Raw genomic sequence first — 15405 nt, 5'->3', positions numbered from 1 at the left:
TTAACCCATCTTCTGATGCTGTTCCGGCTGTAATAACGATTTTCCCAATCGCAAGTAACCGATGGTGTTTGCAAACTGATTTTCTGTAATACATTCCAGCCGATCATCAAAATGCTGCTGGATAAACGGTTCAAATAGTTTTCCACCGCCCCCAGCCACAAATATGGCATCAAACAAATCACTTTCTTCTGCCCACACACCTTTTAAACGATCCGCGATATTCGCTGCAATCGACTGTTTACTTTCCCTGATAGCTTCCGAAAAATCAATACGTTGTCCTTTGTACGAGAGATATTCGTGTTTTAAGACCCTGCTGATGTTAAATTCATTTAAATCCGCACCACCCGTTTTTGCCTTGAATAGTTGCCGGATATCCCGGTGAAGGTTGATGACCCCTTCATCAATTGTCCCGGAAAGTTTTGCCTTTGGAACAAACGCCCCATTTTCCTGCATTGCCACAACAACAAAATCAGTGGTCCGAAATCCAATATCAATCAAGGCAATCATATTACCTTCCGCCATTAAATACGGATAAGCATATTTTCCTTCATGGTTCATTAAGGCTGAAAATATGGCTGATGCCCCCTGCGGAAAGACCATGGCTTGATGAATGTTAATACGCTTCTCCTGTCCCGCAAGCGGGCCGGTTTTCCATTCTGTCACAGGCTGGATACCTAACATGGATTGTCTGAATTCTTTTGCCTGTGATTGGTAAAAATCCAACGGCAGACCTGTTGAAACCTGAACAATATCACCCTCTGTTACCATCTGAATCGCTGCATTCAACAAAACTTGTGTGTATACATGACTGAACCGTTCCCGTTCAAAGATTCGAGACACCGACCTCGATTCTTTCGCCAGTTCCCCCACAAAATAGGCTTCCTGCTGATAGACCAAATGGATATTTTGAATATCGTTAGGGGTTTCACCCATGACACTGGTAATACTGCGGTCGTAGCCTTTCCCAACGAGTGATGGAAATAAAATGCGTTTTCCTGATGCGGAAACTGCCTTTACAAAACCATAACCCAAATCAATTGCGACATGTTCCATTTCAATGCCCCCTTTTTCTTCATAATTTAATATTTAAATCAGGGTTTTCCCATCCACACAGACAGCCTGTTAACATCGCTTCAGCTTGCTGTGATGTCACATTAATAGATGCGTTCATCTCTTTAGCACTGGTGTTACAGTCCGTTTCATAGTAGCCAACTTTTCCTTTTTCAACCTTGACAACTTCTCCCGTCATGGGATGATTGACAAAGCAATAATCTGGTAAATACGATTTCGTCATGCTTTCCCACCTTCTTTCCTCATAAAAAATTCAGGCATTCAGATCACTACCCAGCTAGTTAAATCAATGTAATCAGCGTTACACGCCCGATATAAACCAACAATATGATGGCTGTTAACCGATCAATAATGTTGAACATCAAGGGGCTGGTGTTGATGCCACATGATTTTTTGGCTGGATAGAATAACTCTACCTTCCCTGTCAGCATATCCCCTAAAATATGTGCCAATATACCAGTGGCCGCCGCAAGCCATACCCATGGATCAGTAAAAGGATATAAAATGATCCCTGCTGAAAAAGAATACAGCAGAGAGTGTGTGATGGTCCGATGACCGAATGTTTTATTTATCACATATGCAATTGGCAAGAAGATTTTCCCAAACTTTGACTTATGTTCATCCAAATCAGGAATGACACCGGCTATCCCGCCAACAAGTGCCGCCCGCCAATCGCCGCCTGTCAGCATGTGGCCGGCAGCCATTCCAGATAAGAAATGTGTGGTCCATTCCATTAGGATGACTTCCCGGCTTTTATTAGTTCGTTGATTTTCAATTCAATTCCATCTATCAAGCTTAAGCAATCATGGCAAACAAATTCGCCATTCTTTAGACCACCGTCATCCGCATACGTTTTACATACTGAACACGTTGTGAAGATCATTTACGATTCCTCCCTTGTTTTGTCTAAAAACTGTTTAACAGCTTCTGTTTCCTTCGCGTAGACGCTTTCCGACTTACTTTGCAGGAACCACAAAAATTTCTCTAACGCTTTGAGAGCCATATACCTTTTTTCGTTCATTTGCTTACAACCTCTCCCTCAAAAAATATCACTAAACACTTATACAGGATTAAATGTGATGAATCAAAGCATTGTTCATGACCAGCCAGCCCAATTCATCATGTTAGATTTATTCTCCCGTCACTAAAGAAAGGAATATCCTTGAATGGAACGTCGCATTCAATCCTTCATACTGAATAACCCTGAGTAACTCCCCCTGTATCATCTGTATATTAAGAGAGTGAGAATAGGCACCATGCCTGATGCAACCTTAAAAGTTGAATCACAGCTTTTCTCAATGTTTGAGGGTGTGGTATTTTCGCCACACATGTGTGGCTTTTTTGCCACACCCCCTTTTCATATGTCTCCCATTGTCGAGGTGTGGTTATATTGCACAAGAATTTCGAATAACCACTTAAATACCTTGATAAAGCAGTAATTTGACGTGTGGTTATACGCCACAACTATTGGTTTTTCTTGAATTTTAGATAGGTCTTGTGCCGATACAGCCTTCCAAACTCACTATCATTCTTCAACCATAATTTCCATGGCAAATACACCTTTTTTCGTTCCAACCGGTCGAATTCCATGACCAATCTTGAGAGCGTTGCATTGATTCGATTGCGATCACCTGAATAAATGATTTCCGGGTTCATAAATAACGGCCGCTGCGACACACTTCGTTTATGTTCCTTTATCTCCTGTACGTTTGCGAATTCAAACAACATCCCTTTTTTCAATAGTTTAGACACCAGCTTACTCGTCGAGGTTCTTTCCCTGTCCAAGTACCGGGCAATATTCGCTATACTCATAAATTCATTATTTTCACGATTAACAATCGCATTGGAATGCAGCTGCACCAGTGGCATGAGTGAAAGCAATAATCCGATTTCACTATTCATTAAAACTTTACTTCTTATAACCATATCCAGGTTTTCCTGTATAACCTGACAAAATAAAGCGCTATTTTTTTGTTTGAGCTTATAAAGGCCATATCCCTGCTCATTCGCCTTTGCTTCTTCCTGAGATACGGCCGTCAAATTAATATCATGTTGTCTATCACGTGTCTTAGCGTTATACTCCGCCTTATTCAAGGCCTTATGGTCACTCATTCAATCACTCACTCATTTCAATCATTTGTCTTTCGTCCATTTCTCACGCATTCGGAACAACTCCTTTCAAATAACCGTTGTTCAATTGCTTGTCGGAAACCATCATACGCTCAGCCAGTTTACTATTGCGCTGTATGGATTGATCATTTTGGGCAGCAATCGCCATTGCTTTTTCTGTACCGATGAACACCAATTTTTCTGTTGCCCGTGTCATGCCGGTATATATCAAGTTACGAGCAAGCATGATATAATGACTGGTTGTTGCAGGGATAATCACGACCGGCGCCTCACCACCCTGCGACTTGTGAATGGTAATGGCATAGCCTAATTCTAATTCTTGAATGTCACGCCTTGTATAAGAGATGACTTTCCCGCCGTAGTCCACCTGCATCACATCAACCGAATCTCCATTCTGATCTGTTTCGCTGGTAAACGATTGAACAATCCCTATATCACCATTGAAGATTTGCTTATCATAATCCGTTTGAATTTGCATCACTTTATCTCCTTCACGAAAGACCTTATGGCCAATTTGCCATTCATACTTCTCTGGCCCTGAAGGATTGAGAGCCTCACGCAGCTTTTCATTTAAAGCAGTCGTCCCAACCGGTCCTTTTCGCATCGGACTTAATAACAGGATGTCAGATAATGAATAACCCAGTCTCATAAACCGTTCTGCGCTTCGTACCATTAGCGCACTAATCTTTTCAGGATCTTTCTGCAACAGAAAAAAGAAGTCATCTTTTTCTTTGTCAAAAAGAATGGACTTCCCTTGGTTAATGCGATGTGCGTTTTGTATGATTTGACTTTCCTGCGCTTGCCGAAAAACCTCTGAAAGTTTTATCGTTGGCAATCCTGCTTTGATCATATCACCCAGAACGTTTCCCGGACTGACAGATGGCAACTGATACGTATCCCCAACGAATAATACTTTTGTATTGCGATTAAGCGCTTGTATAAGATGGTTAGCTAAACTAACATCCACCATCGACATTTCATCAACCACCAACAAGTTACACGGCAAGTGATTATCCCCTTGATACACCGGTTCGTCACCCTGCCGGTATCCGATTAGCCGATGAATGGTTGAAGCCTCGTGACCAGCCATATGCGATAACTTCCTACTTGCTCGTCCTGTGGGTGCTGCAAGACTTATCGTCTCTTTCGGATACATTTTCTTATAAATATCAATCATCGTCCGTACCACGGTTGTTTTCCCTGTTCCCGGTCCACCTGTTAATATCAGGAGTTGTTCATCAAACAATCGCTGAATGGCTTCTCGCTGCTTTTCAGCAAGGATCATCTTGTGCTCTTTTTGATACTTATCAATATATTTTTTAAAATTGGACATACCTTGATCGCTGCGAGCAAACTTCATTTTTAAAAGTTTTTTGCTCAATTGTTTCTCATGATGATGCAGGAACTTCGGGAATATACAATCGTCCTCATTGACGATAAGTTTTTCTTCTGTGCCCATTAAGCTGTTTTCCAGCTCGTTCATTGTCACCATATCAGATGAATTAGCATTATGGTTCAAAGCCTTTTCGGCTTCTTCCAACAGTTCACCCTTGGGGATGTACGTATGCCCTGACTCAAAGCACTGTTTTTTCAATACATATTGCAAACATGCCTCGATACGATAGCCGGATGTTGGCATGATTCCCATCCGTCTGGCAATTTCATCTGCTTTTAAGAAGCCTATTAAGTTTAATTCTGTCAGTGTATACGGATTTCTTTTTAGAATTTCTGTGGTATTCAAACCGTATTCCTTATAGACTCTTAATGCCATGTTGGCCGTGATACCGTAGACAAGTAATTCTGATACTATCTTCTGTACCTCGAAGGTCGATACCACACTGTCTACAATTTTGGCAGCCCGCTTTTTCCCAATACCATTTATGCCTGTAAGACACGACTCACGCTCTTTGGTTATAATCGCTAATGTTTGGGGACCAAACGTCTGGACAATCTCCCTTGCCTGTTTTTTGCCACATCCCTTTACCATCGGTGATGAGAGGAACGCAAGGATTTGTTCCTCGGTTTGTGGAATTGGTCTTTCCCAGGATTCCACAGCCAGCTGCTTCCCATATTTCGGGTGATTCTCCCATTCGCCTCGAACCGTCACCTTCTCCCCTTTTTCCACGCCATAAATACTACCCTTGATTTTGATTTCTTCATCGTCTGTCTGTAAAACAGCAATCAAAAAATACTCATGTTGATAAAGTATCCGTGTAATGACACCGGTATATTCATTCATGCCAGCATCACATCGTTCCGCCTTAACCATCGCCACAACCGATGGATAAAACCAGAGGATGATTTCAGTTTGGCTGGGAGTAAACCATCATCTTTTTCATCATGATACATCTGGCGAAAAAGGCATACAGGCAATGAGACAGTCTTCCGCTTATTCTTAATAAATGCTTTGACACGCTGGATCACAGGATGCTGTGTCTGCTTCATTGCACTGACTTCTGCCACAACATCCGTATTCATGTCATCAATCGTATTAACGATCGTTTCACTTTCTTGAGGGTTATCCGTCTGGTTTGCTTGATGCAGCAGCTCACTTTGCGCTTGAACATGCTCATCATAAGAAAGCACTTCGTTAAATTTAAGCTCCACTTCGGCTGACATTTGGACTTCTTCAAAGAAAACGTTTATTTCTTGTTGAGGGATATTCATTCTGCTTGGAAAGCCAGTTACTTTCGGAATTGATTTAATGAGATGCCATAAATGTTTTGGCAAATAATGAAAATTGTTATTCAGTTCAATAAGGATATAACCTTTTAAAACGCTGTCAATTTTCTTGTAGTTATTACGGAGATCTTTTAACTTGCTCGTTAAATCTTTAATTTGGTGCCGGTACTCTTCAATCAAATCCAAGTAACCGGAATCTTCATAGCCCTGCATTTGGCCATAAGCAAAACGCAGATTGCTCAGATTTGCTTGCAATCGTTGAATAAACAAGTGGTCATCAATATCCGTTGACGATAACGCTGTTAAATCTAAATGATTTGTATTTTCATTAACGATTTGTGTATACGATTCCAATGCATAGATTGCTCCAATCATGTTTTCACGTTTTTCAAACAGTACATCCTGAAGCATTTTTTTGACTTCTGTTTCAGACCCTGAACAAACCTGAACAGCAAAAAATGACATATTTAAGATTTCCTTTCACAGTAATAAAATTAATTAGCTTTAAAAATCATTGCTGAATCTATGCGTTTTTCCGCTGAAACTGATAATAATTTTTCTTTCTTTTTCGGTAGAGCCAATCATTCAAAAATTGTGTAGTTTCTTCGGCGGGAAAGTACCATTTTCCGCCTATTTTTACTTTTGGAAATCCCTCTTCATGAAAAAAAGTGTCTTGAATGGTATTCCAACTCATGCACGTCCTTCTTTTTAATTCTTTTGTATCCCAATAGACCAATTGCTTATCCAAATCTCTTAAATGTTTCTCAATTTCCTCTCTGTACTTTTGGTCTAAAGCCTGTTTATCAATTTGCACTTCAATCATTCTTTGCCTCCTTGATCGTTTATAGTTGTTCCCGATTGGCAACAAAAAAGTTAAAAAAATAGTGTTGTTTTATTACCATTAAATCTGTTTACATGCTAACTAAGTAATTACATTTTACCTGTTTTATCAGGTATCGGTTGTCTCCAATCAGCAATTTTATTCCCAAAAAAATAATGATTCTTTTTCCGGAATATCCAACACCTCTAATATTTTCATAAACTCTTCAACAGTAATAAACACTTTTCCATTTTCCCTTTTGGAATAAGAAGCGTGGTCCATCCCTAGATAATTAGCCATTTCTTTTTGCGAAATATTTTGTGACGTTCTCTCATCTTTTAAAAGAAGTAAATTAAAAGGCAATCTGTTACCCTCCAATTAAATTATGCATCAATAATAAAACGATTATTGCCAATTGTCAACAAATATTCTAAAAATATACTTGATAAATTTCTTTACGGGAACAATGTTATAAAATATACTATAGAAAAGGACGGAGGTAGACAAAGTGAGAAACTCAAAAGAGGTTATACAATTAATTGAGCAGTTGAGAAAAGAAAAGAAGATGACTTTAGGAAAATTAGCGGAAAAAACAGGTGTTTCAAAATCAACTTTATCCAGATACGAAAGTGGAAAAAGAGAGTTTCCAATAAATAATATATCTAAGTATGCCAGTGCACTTAATACAACAATTGAACATTTGTTGGGTATAGAAAACCTTTATGCTGTCCATTCAGAATCTATTAACGTTCCAATTGTTGGTCAAATTTCATGCGGAGACCCCATTATTGCAGAGGAAAATTTAACTGGGTATAGAACTGAACCCAAAACTGGTTTACCCTCTGGTTCTCTTTTTTACTTACATGCAGAAGGCAATAGTATGCTTCCCACAATACCCCAGGGCGCATATGTATTAATCAGGGAGCAACCGGACGTAGAAAGTGGTGAAATAGCAGCCGTTCTTCTAAATGACAACGCAGAAGCAACGTTAAAACGAATTCGCAAAGATAATGACTATATAATCCTGACTCCGGATAATAACCAATATCGACCGACTGTTATCGATGAAAAAAACCCTTGTAAAATTATAGGAAAAGCCATACGTTATACTTTTGACCTATGAGTAATTGGACTAATTATTAATTATGGAGGTTTAACTATGGAATTATTTGTAACTTACAGAAAGCGCAATGGTAAATGGGAATATAGAATTCGTTTTCAGGATCCAATCACTAAAAAACAAAAGGAAAGATCTAAAAGGGGTTCTCAACAAAAGCAAAGGCGAAACATGCAGCTGAAATAGTAATGAGCCAACTAAAAAGCGGTTACGATCAAACAGATATTAAACTGAGTGATTTTCTTGATTTTTGGTTAAGGGAATATAAACAAAACCAGGTAAGTAAAAACACTTTATCATCCCTGCGCAATAGTATTGAAATTCATATTAAACCATACTTTAGGAACATAGAATTACGTTCTGTAACTCCTGCTCTTTACCAAGAGTTCCTTAATAAATTAAATGAAAATGGATTGGCTAGAAATACGATATTAAAAATACACAATGCTTTCTACAATGCTATGAAGCGTGCCAGGATAAATAAAAATATAATGGATAATCCATGTGAAGATGCAATAATCCCGGGAAAACACAAAAAAGAAGATGTAAAATTTATTGATTCCTCTGAAATAGGCATATTTTTAAGAGAAGCTTATAAATATGGTTATATTTATTGGATATTTTTTAAATTATTAATAGAAACTGGTCTTCGGAAAGGTGAAGCAGGTGCTTTACAATGGTCCGATATTAATTTTAATAATAAAGAGATTGCGATTAATAAAAATTTGGACTTTCAACCAGATGCCAAAGAGCTTCCCTTTGGAGATACAAAAAACTTTAATTCTAAACGCATTATTACTATAAGTAAATCTCTCACAGACGACTTGCGGTTCCATGCAAACTGGCAAAACCAAAATAAACAAAAGATTAATGACATCTATCGTCATGATCTAAATTTAGTACTATGCAAAAAAGATGGAAATTTCATGCCAAAATCCAGTCTATTTAATGCCTTTTCTCGTACTTTGAAGAGAGCAGGGATTAAATCATTACCAATTCATTCTTTACGTCACACACACGCTGTTTTATTACTGGAATCTGGTGCAAACATGAAGTTTATACAAGAACGATTAGGTCATGGTAGTTACCAAATTACCGCAGACGTTTACTCTCATGTATCCAAAAGAATGGAACAAAAAAATACCGCCCAATTTGAAGCATATATGGACGATATTTTAAAATAATTTATTAATTTTTAAGGGGTGCTCAAGGGGTGCTATCGATTGAATGAGCAAAAATTTATATTACGCCCCTTAAGTAAATGCTGCCATATCAAGTTTAATACGTAGTCAAATACTGCTCTCTTTCCCATGGATGAACAGTAGTTCTAAACAAGTCCCATTCAATTTCTTTTGCTTCCATGAAATGCTCATATAAATGATCGCCTAATGACTCGACTATCGTCTCATCCTTCTGCAATTCTACCAGAGCATCCATTAAAGTAGCCGGCAAATCTTTAACACCATTTCGCTGCCGTTCTTTTTTGTCCATATCATATATATTTTCGTCAACAGATTCAGGCGGACTCATTTTATTTCGAACGCCGTCAAGCCCGCTGGCAAGCAAGACAGCCATGGCCATATATGGATTAGCGGCAGGATCAACACTTCTTGCCTCAATACGTGTGCTCAATCCACGTGAGTAGGGAATTCGAACTAGCGGGCTTCTGTTTGTGCCGGACCAGGCCACATAACATGGCGCCTCATATCCAGGCACAAGCCGTTTGTATGAATTAACAGTCGGATTGGTCACTGCAGTGAAATTCGTTGCATGTTTGATGACGCCGGCGGTAAACTGATAAGCAACGTCACTTAATTGCATTTCACCATCTTTATCAAAAAAAGCATTTTCACCATTTTTGAATAAAGACATGTTAACATGCATCCCTGAACCGTTTACACCAAATAACGGTTTTGGCATAAATGTGGCATGCAGATTATGTTTTCTGGCAACTGTCCTGACAACCAATTTAAACGTTTGAATATCATCAGCATGTCTGACTGCATCGGAGTATTTAAAATCAATCTCATGCTGACCGGGTGCGCCTTCGTGGTGGGATGCTTCAATCTCGAATCCCATTTCCTCCAGCTCCAGTACAATATCACGCCGGCAATTTTCTCCCAAGTCTGTCGGAGCCAAGTCAAAATAACCGCCATGGTCATTTAGTTCCATGGATGGATCCCCGTTTTCATTCAGCTTAAATAAAAAGAATTCGGGCTCCGTACCGATATTGAATGCATCAAAACCTAACTCCTCCATCTTTTGCAGATTGCGTTTCAAATTGTATCTCGGACACCCCGCAAAAGGAGTTCCGTCGGGATTATATATATCACAGATAAACCGCGCAACCTTACCTTTTTCAGAAGTCCACGGAAAAACAACAAATGAATCCAAATCAGGATGCAAGTACATATCTGATTCTTCAATACGGACAAATCCTTCAATAGAAGATCCGTCAAACATCATTTTATTATCCAATGCTTTCTCCAATTGGCTGAGTGGAATTTCAACATTTTTGATGGTGCCGAGCATATCCGTGAATTGCAACCGGATAAACCTGACGTTTTCTTTCTCAATCTGTTTCATGATCTGATCTTTTGTCAATTCTGAGCCCATTCAGTTTCCTCCTCGATTTCTAAGCCTGATGTCAAAAAATGGCGTCCTATTAATGAAGCAGGACTGCTTATTTGCTATGGTTTTTATAATAACCGAATGTATGGATTGATGACAAATAATATTAAGGTCTCTCATGTTTTCAGAGGTGACGTCTTTTCAAGCAAACTATTAACCGCAGCCTCCAGTGCAATCTTTACATGGGAATAGGTCAGACCGCCTTGTACGAAGGCGGTATACGGTTCCCTGATTGGACCGTCTGCGGTAAGTTCCAGACTCGCACCTTGAATAAATGTTCCCGCCGCCATGATGACCTCGTCCCGGTAACCGGGCATGTCACTCGGATAAGGTGTTACAAACGCATCAACCGGGGAATTATGCTGGATTGCCTGACAAAAAGCAATCATCTTTTCCGGATCATTAAACGTAACAGTCTGAATCAAATCAGTACGAAATGCATCATAACCGGGGCTTGTTTGAAAACCGGCCAATTCAAGATATCGTGCCGTTAAAATCGCACCTTTCAGTGCTTCTCCCACAACATGCGGGGCTAGAAATAACCCTTGAAACATTTCCTGCAATGTATTGAAAGTCGCCCCGGTTTCCTTTCCAAGCCCCGGTGCTGTCAGTCTATTGGCACACTGCTCTACCAATTTTTCTCTTCCGGCTATGTACCCGCCTGCCCGGACAATGCCACCGCCCGGATTTTTGATCAGTGATCCTGCTATTATGTCTGCACCTGCGTTTAACGGTTCACGTTCCTCGACAAATTCACCATAGCAATTATCAACAAAAACAATCACGTCACTGTTTATCGATTTTACAAACCGAACCATCTCTTCAATATCATTGATAGTAAACGATGGTCTCTCATCATATCCTTTAGAACGCTGAATGCCGATCACTTTTGTTTGGTTTGTCATTTTGTGTTTGATATTTTCAAAATCAATTGAACCATCTTCCAGAAGGTCAGCTTGATTATACCGCACGTGAAAATCTTTTAACGAGCCGCTTTGTTCTCCATTCATACCGATGACCGATTCCAGCGTATCATACGGTTTACCTGTTATATATAACAGCTCTTCACCCGGCCGCAACAGCCCGAATAAGGCTGTTGAAATTGCATGCGTACCGGAAACCATCTGCGGCCTGACCAGAGCATCTTCGCCGCCGAAAACATCAGCATAAACAGATTCCAGAATCTCTCGCCCCAAATCGTCGTAACCGTAACCAGTTGTAGAATGAAAATGGGTATCACTGACACGATTGTTTTTAAAAGCGGCAAGAACCCGTTTTTGATTTCGCTCAACGATATCAGCGACATTTTGATGTTGCTCCTGACAGTCATGTTCAGCCTGTGTTATCAAATTGTGCTGCATTGATGTCTTAATTCTCCTTTACTAAACCTCTCAATGGATGATGTTGTCTGATATATCCTGCAACCGAATATTTTCTGCTCTCTTCCTGAAACGAACGATAAGTGACAATCGTTTCCTTTTCCAGACGATGCAGTAATTTACCCTCATCAGGCGCTATACTTACGGTATAGGCATCCCATTCATTCTTCAAGGTATCCTCAATCTTTTCCAACACGCGACCGATATCATTTTGTTCAGTTGCACTGATTAGAATATTGGGGTGCTGCATTGGGATAAAGTCTGTCTCTAACCGGTCTTTTTTATTATAGACGACGAGTTTCGGGATTGTATTGGCCCCTAAGTCCGTCAGCAATCTATCAACGGTTTGCTGGTGCTGTTCAAGATCAGGATTGGCTGCATCGACAACATGCAGTATAAAATCCGCCTCTGTCACTTCTTCCAATGTTGATTTGAAGGCTGCAATCAATGATGTCGGCAAATCCTGGATAAATCCTACAGTGTCTGTTATCAATGTTTGAAAGCCAAACGGAAGTTGAATTTGGCGTGTTAACGGATCAAGGGTAGCAAATAATTGATTTTCCACCTGTGCATCGCTTTTGGCAAGCCGGTTAAATAACGTCGATTTGCCTGCATTGGTATAGCCGACTATAGCAATCTGGAAAGCGTCATTTAATTTCCTGCGCTTACGGTATTGTTCCCGCTGCTTAACCACTTGATTTAACTGCCGTTTGATATCATCAATTCTCTTTCTGATATGCCGCTGATCAGTTTCCAATTTTGTTTCACCAGGTCCGCGAGTCCCAATACCGGCACCTAATCGCGACATTTCCTCGCCTCTGCCGCGCAGTCTTGGCAGGGTATACTCCAGCTGAGCAAGTTCCACTTGCAGTTTACCTTCTTTTGTACGGGCACGCTGGGCAAATATATCCAAAATGAGCTGACTCCGATCAATTACATGGACACCGATACGATCGGTTAAGTTACGAAGCTGGCCAGCTGAAAGTTCATCATTTGAAATAATTAAGTCTGCTTCCAGATCCTCTGCCACTTCTTTGATCTCTTCCATTTTCCCTTCGCCGATATAATAGGCGGGGTGAAGTCTCTTTCGGTTCTGAATCATAGCTTTTTCCACTGTGGCTCCTGCAGTATGCGACAACGATTTAAGTTCATCAAGTGATGAATTAAAACGTTCATCGTTATCTTCAGGCATTTTTACAGCGATAACTAATACCTTTTCCGGCATATTGATACCTCTTCCTTTAAGAACAATTCGTATCTATACTTTCAATCATTATCATAGCAAATAACGGCTGTCACTACAATTCAGGAGCGGATTAATCCGAAGTGAATTTAAAATCCTCGCCGGTTAAGAAAACAAGATCATCAATTGAAAACATCTCCCGATTCAAAAGTCTCACTGCATGACGTCTGATAGATTGCTCCACGACATTGCGCACATAACGGGCATTGGCAAAATTAAATTGTGATTTTTGTTTTTGCTTATACAATTGGTATCGTATTTTCCGCTCCGCTTCCTGAGTTAGTTCATATTCACGGTCTTTGACCATTTGTTTGGCTATATTCATAAGCTGATCAATATCATAATCCCGAAAATCCAGTATAAACGGAAAACGGGATTTCAAGCCTGGATTCAGTGTTAAAAACCGCTCCATTTCATATGGATACCCTGCCAGTATTAAAACAAAATCATTATGATTGTCTTCCATATGCTTTACAAGCGTATCAATTGCCTCTTTGCCGAAGTCTTTTTCTCCTCCGCGCCCCAGCGAATAGGCTTCATCAATAAATAAAATACCACCCATAGCTTTCTGGATAATAGCACGTGTCTTTTGAGCTGTCTGGCCGATATACTCGCCAACCAGATCAGCACGTTCCGCCTCAATAAAATGACCTTTGGACAACACATTCATTTCAAAATACATTCTCGCCAATTTTCTTGCCACTGTCGTTTTGCCTGTTCCGGGGTTCCCTTTGAAAAGCATATGAAGTACCTGTTTCGTTTCGGTTAATCCCATTTCGTTCCGTTTTTCATTGATGACAATCGTTGCATAAATCTCTTTTATCATTTGTTTCAATTCGCTCATTCCAATAAATGAAGAGAATTCAGTATCGATATGTGAAAAAGGATTATTTGTCAAAACAGACTGGTTTTCATGGCGGTAAGCTTTGTTTTGTTGATCCTGCAGTATAATATTTATTTGTCCTTTTTTATTTTGTGTTGTTTGTGTCTCCATATGATCACTCCTCCATCACGATAGTATACGTGAAGGAAGAGTGGCGTGTGACAAATGCCTATATTCAAATGATCCGCTGAGAAATAAGCGCACAATAAAACAGACGCTTTCGAAAGCGTCTGTTTGAATTACTCTTTATCCAATGAAATATTTCGAACTGGCGCAAATGTGGAGATGGCGTGTTTAAAAATCAGCTGCTGTTTGCCATCCGTTTCCAGTAAAACAGTGAAATTATCAAAAGCTTTCAAAACCCCCCGTAATTGAAAACCATTTGTTAAAAAGACGGTAACTGATACATGGTCCTTTCTGAGTTTGTTCAAGTATTGATCCTGAATGTTTACTGACTGTGCCATTTGCATATCCTCCTCTTTTCTATCTATTATAAATTAATTCTATATTTTTCGTAACATTCCTGCTAAATCGGCTAAAATATTTTCAAATACAGTTTCGGATTCTTCAGGTGTAATCGTATACCAGTTCACATCCATTTTATTTTTGAACCATGTATATTGCCGTTTAGCGTATCGTCTGGAGTTTCGTTTCAGTAAATGAACGGTTTCTTCAAAAGACTGCTCTCCCTTGAAATAAGGGATGAATTCTTTGTATCCAATACCACGCATCGCCTGATGTTGTTCATAACCTTGCTCATATAATAATTTAGCTTCTTCTATGAGTCCTTGTTCGAGCATTGTATCGACCCGGTGGTTTATACGATTATACAATCGTTTGCGATCCATTTCCAGTCCTATAAAAATAGGGTTATAGGGTGATGTATCGCGCTGTGTTTGCTGATGCTCAGTCATTGTTTTTCCTGTTGATTCGTATACTTCCAGCGCACGGATCAAACGTCTGTGATTATTCGGATGAATTTTTGCGGCCTGTTCAGGATCGATCTCTTGCAGCTGTTTATAAAGCACATCTGCTCCTTGGTCCTTCAACTGTTGTTCAAGTTGTCTGGTGAGTTGTTGATTGCGTCTTTCGTCGGAAAATTGATAATTATAAAGAGCGGCCTGAATATAAAGACCGCTTCCACCTGCAATAACCGGCAGTTTCCCGTGTGAATCTATTTTTTCTATATAGTGTTGGACCGATGACTGATAATCAGCTACTGAAAATGGTTCGTCAGGCTTTTTATTGTCTATCATGTAATGGGGATATCCCTGGTTTCTTCCTTCGTTACTTTTGCGGTGCCAATATCCAATCCCTGATATACTTGCATGGAGTCCCCGCTTATGACTTCCCCGCCAAAGCGGCTGGCAATTTCAATGCTCAGGCCGGTTTTCCCGACAGCAGTTGGTCCGACAATGGCTATGACTTTTTTCTTCATCACGATTCCCC

The 15405-nt window shown here is 39.9% G+C and carries 16 protein-coding genes and 2 pseudogenes; 2 read left to right on the top strand and 16 right to left on the bottom strand.

Features of this window, described 5'->3' with window-relative positions; genetic code table 11:
* The 10 genes from AOX59_RS03250 to AOX59_RS03215 form a co-directional block, all read right to left on the bottom strand.
* Entirely contained in the window at positions 1 to 1053 is a 1053-nt protein-coding gene (locus tag AOX59_RS03250) for a ParM/StbA family protein (protein WP_068441767.1), read from the bottom strand.
* A 19-nt stretch (positions 1054 to 1072) separates the two neighbouring features.
* Positions 1073 to 1294, bottom strand: a complete 222-nt coding sequence (locus AOX59_RS03245) for a hypothetical protein (protein ID WP_068441764.1) — start codon at positions 1292 to 1294, stop codon at positions 1073 to 1075.
* Positions 1295 to 1352: 58 nt separating this feature from the next.
* Positions 1353 to 1805 (bottom strand): metal-dependent hydrolase, encoded by a 453-nt coding sequence (locus AOX59_RS03240; RefSeq protein ID WP_068441761.1) that lies wholly within the window; start codon positions 1803 to 1805, stop codon positions 1353 to 1355.
* Positions 1805 to 1954 carry a hypothetical protein gene (locus AOX59_RS19495; protein WP_156418624.1) on the bottom strand — a complete coding sequence of 50 codons (150 nt, stop codon included), beginning with the start codon at positions 1952 to 1954 and terminating at the stop codon, positions 1805 to 1807. Before AOX59_RS19495 ends, AOX59_RS03240 begins: the two co-directional genes overlap by 1 nt.
* Positions 1955 to 2092, bottom strand: coding sequence for a hypothetical protein (locus tag AOX59_RS19490; protein ID WP_156418623.1), 138 nt, complete (start codon positions 2090 to 2092; stop codon positions 1955 to 1957).
* Positions 2093 to 2535: 443 nt separating this feature from the next.
* The gene (locus AOX59_RS03235; RefSeq protein WP_068441758.1) at positions 2536 to 3183 is read right to left on the bottom strand and encodes a MarR family transcriptional regulator; all 648 of its coding nucleotides are present in this window, start codon (positions 3181 to 3183) and stop codon (positions 2536 to 2538) included.
* 43 nt (positions 3184 to 3226) lie between these two features.
* Positions 3227 to 5470, bottom strand: a complete 2244-nt coding sequence (gene recD2, locus AOX59_RS03230) for an SF1B family DNA helicase RecD2 (RefSeq protein ID WP_082684107.1) — start codon at positions 5468 to 5470, stop codon at positions 3227 to 3229.
* Positions 5437 to 6348, bottom strand: a complete 912-nt coding sequence (locus tag AOX59_RS03225) for a transcription termination/antitermination NusG family protein (protein ID WP_068441749.1) — start codon at positions 6346 to 6348, stop codon at positions 5437 to 5439. The genes recD2 and AOX59_RS03225 overlap by 34 nt, the downstream gene beginning before the upstream one ends.
* Before the next feature lie 58 nt (positions 6349 to 6406).
* Entirely contained in the window at positions 6407 to 6706 is a 300-nt protein-coding gene (locus AOX59_RS03220; RefSeq protein WP_068441745.1) for a group-specific protein, read from the bottom strand.
* A gap of 156 nt (positions 6707 to 6862) precedes the next feature.
* Positions 6863 to 7066 (bottom strand): helix-turn-helix domain-containing protein, encoded by a 204-nt coding sequence (locus tag AOX59_RS03215; protein WP_068441742.1) that lies wholly within the window; start codon positions 7064 to 7066, stop codon positions 6863 to 6865.
* 145 nt (positions 7067 to 7211) lie between these two features.
* Between AOX59_RS03215 and AOX59_RS03210 the strand changes: the two genes are divergently transcribed.
* Together AOX59_RS03210 and AOX59_RS03205 are read left to right on the top strand one after the other, a co-directional pair.
* Positions 7212 to 7826, top strand: a complete 615-nt coding sequence (locus tag AOX59_RS03210; protein WP_068441739.1) for a LexA family protein — start codon at positions 7212 to 7214, stop codon at positions 7824 to 7826.
* Between the two features lie 36 nt (positions 7827 to 7862).
* Positions 7863 to 9004, top strand: a pseudogene (locus AOX59_RS03205) (tyrosine-type recombinase/integrase).
* A 94-nt stretch (positions 9005 to 9098) separates the two neighbouring features.
* Here AOX59_RS03205 and glnA read toward each other — a convergent pair.
* From glnA to miaA, 6 genes and pseudogenes are all read right to left on the bottom strand, one after another.
* Positions 9099 to 10436 carry a type I glutamate--ammonia ligase gene (gene glnA, locus AOX59_RS03200; protein WP_068441736.1) on the bottom strand — a complete coding sequence of 446 codons (1338 nt, stop codon included), beginning with the start codon at positions 10434 to 10436 and terminating at the stop codon, positions 9099 to 9101.
* A 131-nt stretch (positions 10437 to 10567) separates the two neighbouring features.
* Complete coding sequence (locus AOX59_RS03195; protein ID WP_068441733.1) at positions 10568 to 11812, bottom strand: methionine gamma-lyase family protein; 1245 nt, start codon at positions 11810 to 11812, stop codon at positions 10568 to 10570.
* 7 nt (positions 11813 to 11819) lie between these two features.
* The gene (gene hflX / locus AOX59_RS03190) at positions 11820 to 13055 is read right to left on the bottom strand and encodes a GTPase HflX (protein ID WP_068441730.1); all 1236 of its coding nucleotides are present in this window, start codon (positions 13053 to 13055) and stop codon (positions 11820 to 11822) included.
* 91 nt (positions 13056 to 13146) lie between these two features.
* Positions 13147 to 14067 (bottom strand): stage V sporulation protein K, encoded by a 921-nt coding sequence (gene spoVK / locus AOX59_RS03185; RefSeq protein WP_068441727.1) that lies wholly within the window; start codon positions 14065 to 14067, stop codon positions 13147 to 13149.
* 128 nt (positions 14068 to 14195) lie between these two features.
* Positions 14196 to 14420 (bottom strand): RNA chaperone Hfq, encoded by a 225-nt coding sequence (hfq, locus tag AOX59_RS03180; protein WP_068441724.1) that lies wholly within the window; start codon positions 14418 to 14420, stop codon positions 14196 to 14198.
* A gap of 39 nt (positions 14421 to 14459) precedes the next feature.
* Positions 14460 to 15394: pseudogene (gene miaA, locus AOX59_RS03175) on the bottom strand (tRNA (adenosine(37)-N6)-dimethylallyltransferase MiaA).
* Between the last annotated feature and the right edge of the window lie 11 nt (positions 15395 to 15405).

The sequence above is a fragment of the Lentibacillus amyloliquefaciens genome (assembly GCF_001307805.1).
Classification (GTDB): Bacteria; Bacillota; Bacilli; order Bacillales; family Amphibacillaceae; genus Lentibacillus; species Lentibacillus amyloliquefaciens.
The sequence above is the reverse complement of the archived record's forward strand: the minus strand, read 5'-3'. Positions and strand labels throughout refer to the sequence as shown.